This window comes from Chitinophaga sp. (genome assembly GCF_036566945.1).
Taxonomy (GTDB): Bacteria; Bacteroidota; Bacteroidia; order Chitinophagales; family Chitinophagaceae; genus Chitinophaga.
Genome location: NZ_DATCVJ010000489.1, coordinates 1 through 6,875, shown reverse-complemented (window position 1 = coordinate 6,875; position 6,875 = coordinate 1). Strand labels below are relative to the sequence as shown.

The following is a 6,875-nucleotide window of genomic DNA, read 5'->3' as shown; positions in this document are numbered from 1 at the left end:
ACAATAGCAGGGCTATCAACGCTCCGCCGGTAATAAGGATGATCCTGAGCCATTTTCGCATGTGGTAAAGGTTTATTTGCTATAACAGACGAGCTGTTAAACAGTTCACCAACCCATAAAAACCATGCCTGCTCCGCAGAGTGTAACAGCGGCGCCACTGATAGCTGCCATATATCTCTCCGTGGCCACAGGTTTCATCAAAGAAAAACCGTAATACCCCAGTAAAACCATGACGATCATGGTAAGAATGGTGAATAGTGTGAACGTAACGATGAGCATGACGATACCGGGTACCGACTGTTGTGCAGCAGGGTAAAACAATAGTGGCAGCAAGGGTTCTGAGGGCCCCATGACAAATATTACAAAAAGAATCCACGGTGTAACGCGGATGCGTTTCTGTGGCGCCACATACGCCTCATTATGCCGATGTTGATACACATACATATCACCATCCTCATACACATCAAAATGTTTATGCGGACGGTTGGCAATCGCCTTATATAATCCCCATATGAGGTAAAAAAGCCCCAATATCAGCAATGCCCATCCCGCAATGCCGCCACGTACTTCCGTGATCGTGGTGAAGCGCGACAACTGCCAACCTAATACCACCCCAATCATCCCGATGCCCAATGAGCTCATCACATGGCCCAGGCCACAGAGGGCGGTCCAGCCAATGGTTTTAGTGATGGACCATTTCCTGGTACGGGAAAAAACGATGAAAGGCACGTAGTGATCCGGCCCGGAAGCCGTATGCAAACAACTGATCGTTACGGCAGTAAATAATAAACTGTTATCGATAAATGTCATGCGCTGTTTTTATGCAGATAAAAGCCCGGCCAGTTGTTGCTGGCATTCATACAATTGTTCCCCGCTGTGGCCCAGGAGTCTTACCATCAGCCCCTCCCCCTGCGTACGGGTAATGCCCGCCAGCATCCGGGGCTGTTCTTCCAGGTAACGGTGAAGCCTGTCCGCAGTTTCATTCCAGGCTACATTTTCATGAGTATCAAAAAACAGGAAAGTCGCCTGATGGGTATACCCTTCCATCCAGCCCATAGCGGTAAAATCCGTGACACCGGGCTGCATCAGCAGGTTATCCCGCAACAGCAGCCGTTCCCCGGCATATACGCTGGTAATACTATGTAGTTTGGTAAACAGAAATACTTCCCCGTTCAGCTTACGCCCACAGGTAATGATTTCACTCCATATCAGACGGCAATTAACGGTCAAATGAATATTCGTATAGCCGGTATAGGTAGCCTTTTCATGCGGGACCAGCGGATGCGGCAAAAAGGTAAAGGTGCTGCCGGTTTGCAGGCGTACGGTCATCTCCTGCCTTGCCCCGGTTTCCATCGTAAACAGCCGCTGATAGGCCTGGGTTTGCAGGTGCAGCGCTGTTCCTGCCGCTACGGTGATATCCAGCTGGTAATGGTCTTTGTCGAGCATCCCCGGGGAAGAACTCATCATCATCAGGCGAAGCACAGGATCGCTGCGCTCTTCCCGCACATTCGCAATTTTAAAAGGTCTTGTACAATAGCATTCTTTCAGGTACGTACCTGCCTCTCTTTTACCCGTCAATATCTTCAGTTCACTAATCATGTCAGGAGGTTAGGTGCGGCCACATCTTCGAGTAAAGCAAATCGTTTAATCCAGTTGATCACGTCTTCCAGTCCCTTGCCACTCATCAGGTCTGTGAACACAAAAGGTTGTCCCAGCCGCATTTTGCGGGCATCCCTTTCCATTACGCCGAGGTCTGCATGCACATAAGGCGCCAGATCTATTTTATTAATCACCAGCAAATTGGAGCGGGTAATACCGGGGCCTCCTTTGCGGGGGATCTTATCTCCTTCTGCTACGTCAATAACAAAGATGGTCACGTCTGCCAGATCGGGACTGAAGGTGGCAGAAAGATTATCGCCACCGCTTTCTATAAAAATGATTTCGATGTTGGGGAAACGACGCACCATTTCTTCCACTGCTTCCAGGTTCATGCTGGCATCCTCGCGGATAGCGGTATGCGGGCAGCCACCGGTTTCTACACCAATGATCCTTTCTGCCGGTAACAGGCTGTTCTTCGTCAGAAATTCCGCATCTTCCTTGGTGTAAATATCGTTGGTGATCACAGCCACCTGGTACTCATTGGCCATCTGCCGGGTAAGTCTTTCTATCAGTGCTGTTTTGCCGGAACCTACCGGGCCAGCCACGCCTATCTTAATATATTCTCTGGTCATTGATGGTAAATTAAAATTACAACTTATAAACAAACACACTCCAGCTGCTTACGACATATACAAACGGCTATACAGCCGTTCATGCTGCATACTGCGGATATCGAACCCGGCATTGCAAAGGCCCAGCAAGGCTTTGTCCGGCTGCAATGTGGCAGTCGTCAGTTCCTGCAACAGTGGTTGTAAATCAAAAATGATATCCTGCCCGTCCATTTGGCCCAGTGGTACCAGCTTCACGCAGTTGGTGACCATACCGGCAGCGGCATTGTAGTAAAAAGCATACAGCGTCGACGACAATGGGATACCTAACACGTACGCATATACGCCAAATACCAGGCAATAGTGCGGGCCTGGTCCTGCGGCGGCTTCATAAGCTGTCATGAACGGACTGGCATACCGGCGACTGAAGATGCGGGTGAGCCGGCCGCCCAGCTTATGACTGGCTTCCCGAAGCTCCCGTGGCGCCTTTACAGCCGAACACAGTTCCTGCAGCTCCAGTAATGCGGTGATGTTTTGCTCCGCGGTTGCCGCGTAGGCAAGACTCATAAAAGCAGCATCATTGTATCGCAGATTATGCTGCAACATGTTGCGGACAAAGGTATCGGCGGTAGCGCGACTGTTGACCAAACCCTGCTGCACAAATGTTTCCAGCCCGGCAGAATGTGTATAGCTACCAATGGGTAGTGTACTATCTGCCAGGTGTAATAAGCTACCGAGATATTGTTGTTCCATATATTCCAATTGATTGTTCATGACAGCCGCTCCACTAAAAGCCTATCATTATTTCGATGCCAGTTCCAGGATCTTTTCAAAAAACGAAGGCCCCCCGTTGCCATGTGCATGCGGTTGTACATTGGTACGCAGGATATGCAGCAGTTGTCGTTTTTCCTTTACTACCGGGTATCCGGCGGCGTGCAACCAGCGGAACAACGGCTCGTCTGCCGGAATCAGCAACTGTTCTCCTTCGAGAAAAAGTGGTAAATGCTTATTACCTATTTCGTAACAAACTTTTGCCATTTCCGCCATATTGCGCGGTGTGATCACGATGGCATCACAGGGCAGAATGTCTACAACAATCATCAGCGCATCATCCTGGTAAAGAATATCGTGCTGCTGTAATTGTTGCCCTTCCTTTGTAAACTTCAAGGCTACTTCACGGCCGGCAGTCGTGTGTTTACGCTGAATACGCCGGGTGGTTTCAAACCATTCCAGCGGCAGCACATCTGTTTCTTCGCTGCTACGTGTATGCGTAGCCGTATTTCCAATGATCTCTCTTACCAACATATCTCCCCTTCTTAAAATAAAAAATAACGCTGGGCCATAGCCAGCTCTTTCAGTGGCTCACAGGTAATCTTTTCGCCGTCTACCCGCACTTCATAGGTTTCCGGATTCACGGTGATATCCGGCGTTTTATCGTTATGGATCAGGTCTTTCTTCGAGATATTGCGGCAATTGCGCACGGGCAACAGCTGTTTCTCCAAACCATATTCTTCTTTAATTCCCTTCTCTAACGACAACGCAGATACGAAAAGTACACAGGTATTCAGCAATGCTTTGCCATGGGCGCCAAACATATGCCGGTACACCACTGGCTGCGGTGTGGGAATAGAGGCGTTGGGATCTCCCATCCTGCTGGCGTTGATCATACCGCCTTTAATGATCATCTCTGGTTTTACGCCGAAGAAAGCGGGTTTCCAGAGCACCAGGTCCGCCATCTTACCCGGTTCCAGGGAGCCTACGTGTTCTGAAATACCGTGCGCAATGGCCGGGTTGATGGTGTATTTGGCGATATATCTTTTCACCCGGAAGTTGTCGTTGTCGTGGTGCTGATCTTCTTCGAGGAAGCTGCGTTGCTTCTTCATTTTGTCGGCCGTTTGCCAGGTACGTATCACTACCTCGCCTATACGTCCCATGGCCTGGGAGTCGGAACTCATGATGCTGAATACGCCCATGTCATGCAGGATATCCTCTGCTGCAATGGTTTCCGGGCGGATGCGGGAATCGGCGAAGGCCACATCTTCCGGTACTTTTTTATCGAGGTGATGACAAACCATCAGCATGTCGAGGTGTTCATCGATGGTATTGACCGTATAAGGACGGGTAGGATTGGTAGATGCCGGCAACACATTCGGGAAGGAAGCGGCGCGGATAATATCCGGTGCATGGCCTCCCCCGGCGCCTTCTGTATGGAAAGTATGGATCACACGACCGTTGATGGCGTTGAGCGTATCTTCCAGGAATCCTGCTTCATTGAGGGTATCGGTATGAATTGCAATCTGTATATCCAGTTCATCGGCTACTTTCAGGGCGGCATCTATTACGGCGGGCGTGGAGCCCCAGTCTTCATGAATTTTCAACCCTAATGCACCGGCAGCAATTTGTTCTACCATAGGTGCGGTGGTGGCACAGTTGCCTTTACCAAAAAATCCGAGGTTCACCGGATAAGCCTCTGCGGCCTGCAACATGCGCTGGATGTTCCATTTGCCGGGTGTAACGGTGGTGGCGCTGGTACCATCTGCCGGGCCGGTGCCGCCGCCTATGAGGGTGGTTACACCGCTGAAAAGGGCGTGATCTATCTGCTGGGGGCAGATAAAGTGAATATGCGTATCGATGCCACCGGCAGTAGCAATCAGGTTGGCGCCATTATGGATTTCTGTAGAGGCGCCAATGATCAGCTCCGGATGCACGCCATCCATGGTGTCGGGATTGCCCGCCTGTCCGATGGCCACAATTTTACCATCTTTAATACCGATGTCGCCCTTTACAATACCCCAGTGATCAATCACGATCACGTTGGTAATCACAAAGTCGAGCACACCTTCGCTACGTAGTGCAGTGGCCGATTGCGCCATGCCATCTCTTACACTTTTGCCACCACCAAATTTGCTTTCGTCACCGTATACGTTGTAGTCTTTTTCTATTTCAATGATCAGGTCTGTATCTGCCAGCCGCACGCGATCGCCGGTGGTAGGACCATACATGTTTACGTATTTTGTTTTGCTGATATGGAGACTCATAATTGTTCGGATTTAAAGTTCAGCAATGCTGCTTTGGCAATAGCGGCGGCTTTTACGGTGGGATCAGTGGTGTCGCCATTCACCAGGTTGTTAATACCTATCACGCGTTTGTGGCCACCCAGCTCCACCAGTTCTACTTCTTTGGCTTCTCCAGGTTCAAAGCGCACGGCGTTGCCGGAAGGAATATTCAGGCGCATACCAAAGGCCGCTTCACGGGGGAATGACATCATGCGGTTCACCTCAAAGAAATGGCAATGAGAGCCAATCTGTACAGGTCTGTCACCGGTATTGACCACACTCACCTTTACCGTTTTCCGGCCGGCGTTGGCCACTATATCTTCTTTCTTTAAAAAGTATTCTCCTGGGATCATGGCAGCAAAATTTAATGGTTATCGGATAGGATCGTGTACGGTGACCAGTTTGGTGCCATCCGGGAAAGTAGCTTCGATCTGTACTTCGTGGATCATTTCAGGAATACCTTCCATCACGTCTTCACGGGTAAGAATAGTAGCACCGTAATGCATCAGTTCTGCTACGGTTTTCCCATCACGGGCGGCCTCCATCAGGTGACTGCTGATGAGTGCAATCGCTTCCGGATAGTTGAGGCGCAGCCCTCTTGCTTTTCTTTTTTCGGCCAGCTCACCAGCCAGGTGTAGTAATAATTTCTCGGTTTCCCGTGCAGTCAGGTGCATATAAATAAATTGTTGTAAAAAATGTTTGACCGGGAGACTGGTTGGTGTATGAAAAGGAGTGGTAAAGTACGAATTTTCCGGATTACCCGAAAATCAGGGTAACGGAATATAATAACGGGGAGACTTATAAGGGCAGGAAGTTGATGGGGAGCAGGTTTCCGGCAGCAGGCAGGTCATAGAAGAAAAACATCTCCCTAAAGTACCTGCCTGCGGCAGAAAATATTTAGTGGGCAGCCTGTGGGGCTATTTTAGCAAACCTGGTACGTACGGCTTCCAGTTCACCACGTTTCATTTTAGATGTTTTTTCCAGCAGACCAACAAAGTAATCTACTTCTTCTTTCTGTGCGGGGCAGCCTACATTCTGCAGTTTGCCGGTGGGATCTTTCATGCGGCTGTCGGCAATCAGACTACCATCGTCGTTTAAAATCAGCCAAAAAGGAATGCCTTCCTGATCACCATGAAATTTAGCCAGCAATTCAGCACCACCGGGGTTTTCCAGGGCTTTGTTAGCGCCATTTTCCAGCACGGTGATGTGGCGGATTTCATAGTTGTCGGTGAATGCTTTTTTAATGGATGCATCGTTCATGGCCGTATCCATTTTATGGCACCAGCCACACCAGGAAGCATGAAACAACACGAAAACTTTTTTGTGATTTTTGGCCGCCTGTGTACAGGCTTCTTTTACTATCTGGTCTGCTGCGGCAGGCGTTTGCTGGGCCTTCACGGAGGAGAAAGATAACACAGTACAGAGTACTGTTAATGTAAGCACTAAAGATCGCATGGGTGATTGGTTTTGATCAAAAATATGTCTTTCGCGGGTTTTTGTCTTTCCCAGGATTATACTGATTTTGATGATTTTCAAGATTTATTTACAAGATTAAAAAAGATTAGCGAAGATTAACATCATATATTGTTAATCTTCGCTAATCTTTTGCAAT

The 6,875-nt window shown here is 49.1% G+C and carries 7 protein-coding genes and 2 pseudogenes; all 9 read right to left on the bottom strand.

Annotated elements, in window-relative coordinates:
• Positions 1-105: 105 nt before the first annotated feature.
• The 9 genes and pseudogenes from VIP81_RS15025 to VIP81_RS14985 all read right to left on the bottom strand — a co-directional run bounded on the left by VIP81_RS15025 (position 106) and on the right by VIP81_RS14985 (position 6,718).
• The gene (locus VIP81_RS15025; protein WP_331962195.1) at positions 106-810 is read right to left on the bottom strand and encodes a hypothetical protein; all 705 of its coding nucleotides are present in this window, start codon (positions 808-810) and stop codon (positions 106-108) included.
• A 117-nt stretch (positions 811-927) separates the two neighbouring features.
• Positions 928-1,446: pseudogene (locus VIP81_RS15020) on the bottom strand (urease accessory protein UreD); the annotation flags it as partial.
• 149 nt (positions 1,447-1,595) lie between these two features.
• Positions 1,596-2,231 (bottom strand): urease accessory protein UreG, encoded by a 636-nt coding sequence (gene ureG, locus VIP81_RS15015; protein ID WP_331962189.1) that lies wholly within the window; start codon positions 2,229-2,231, stop codon positions 1,596-1,598.
• Positions 2,232-2,279: 48 nt separating this feature from the next.
• Positions 2,280-2,960: an urease accessory protein UreF gene (locus VIP81_RS15010; protein WP_331962186.1), complete on the bottom strand. Its 681-nt coding sequence runs from the start codon at positions 2,958-2,960 to the stop codon at positions 2,280-2,282.
• A gap of 48 nt (positions 2,961-3,008) precedes the next feature.
• Positions 3,009-3,512 (bottom strand): urease accessory protein UreE, encoded by a 504-nt coding sequence (gene ureE, locus VIP81_RS15005; RefSeq protein ID WP_331962183.1) that lies wholly within the window; start codon positions 3,510-3,512, stop codon positions 3,009-3,011.
• Positions 3,513-3,523: 11 nt separating this feature from the next.
• On the bottom strand, positions 3,524-5,245 hold the full coding sequence (gene ureC / locus VIP81_RS15000) for an urease subunit alpha (protein WP_331962180.1): 1,722 nt from the start codon (positions 5,243-5,245) through the stop codon (positions 3,524-3,526).
• Positions 5,246-5,316: 71 nt separating this feature from the next.
• Positions 5,317-5,616, bottom strand: a pseudogene (ureB, locus tag VIP81_RS14995) (urease subunit beta); the annotation flags it as partial.
• Positions 5,617-5,634: 18 nt separating this feature from the next.
• A complete protein-coding gene (gene ureA / locus VIP81_RS14990; RefSeq protein WP_133809771.1) occupies positions 5,635-5,937 on the bottom strand; it encodes an urease subunit gamma in 303 nt (100 codons plus the stop codon).
• 223 nt (positions 5,938-6,160) lie between these two features.
• Positions 6,161-6,718, bottom strand: coding sequence for a thioredoxin family protein (locus tag VIP81_RS14985; RefSeq protein ID WP_331962172.1), 558 nt, complete (start codon positions 6,716-6,718; stop codon positions 6,161-6,163).
• Positions 6,719-6,875: the final 157 nt, after the last annotated feature.

Excerpts from the sequence above, each read along its gene's own strand:
- VIP81_RS15025 (WP_331962195.1), bottom strand. The coding sequence starts at position 810 with ATGACATTTATCGATAACAGTTTATTATTTACTGCCGTAACGATCAGT.
- ureG (WP_331962189.1), bottom strand. The coding sequence starts at position 2,231 with ATGACCAGAGAATATATTAAGATAGGCGTGGCTGGCCCGGTAGGTTCC.
- VIP81_RS15010 (WP_331962186.1), bottom strand. The coding sequence starts at position 2,960 with ATGGAACAACAATATCTCGGTAGCTTATTACACCTGGCAGATAGTACA.
- ureE (WP_331962183.1), bottom strand. The coding sequence starts at position 3,512 with ATGTTGGTAAGAGAGATCATTGGAAATACGGCTACGCATACACGTAGC.
- ureC (WP_331962180.1), bottom strand. The coding sequence starts at position 5,245 with ATGAGTCTCCATATCAGCAAAACAAAATACGTAAACATGTATGGTCCT.
- ureA (WP_133809771.1), bottom strand. The coding sequence starts at position 5,937 with ATGCACCTGACTGCACGGGAAACCGAGAAATTATTACTACACCTGGCT.
- VIP81_RS14985 (WP_331962172.1), bottom strand. The coding sequence starts at position 6,718 with ATGCGATCTTTAGTGCTTACATTAACAGTACTCTGTACTGTGTTATCT.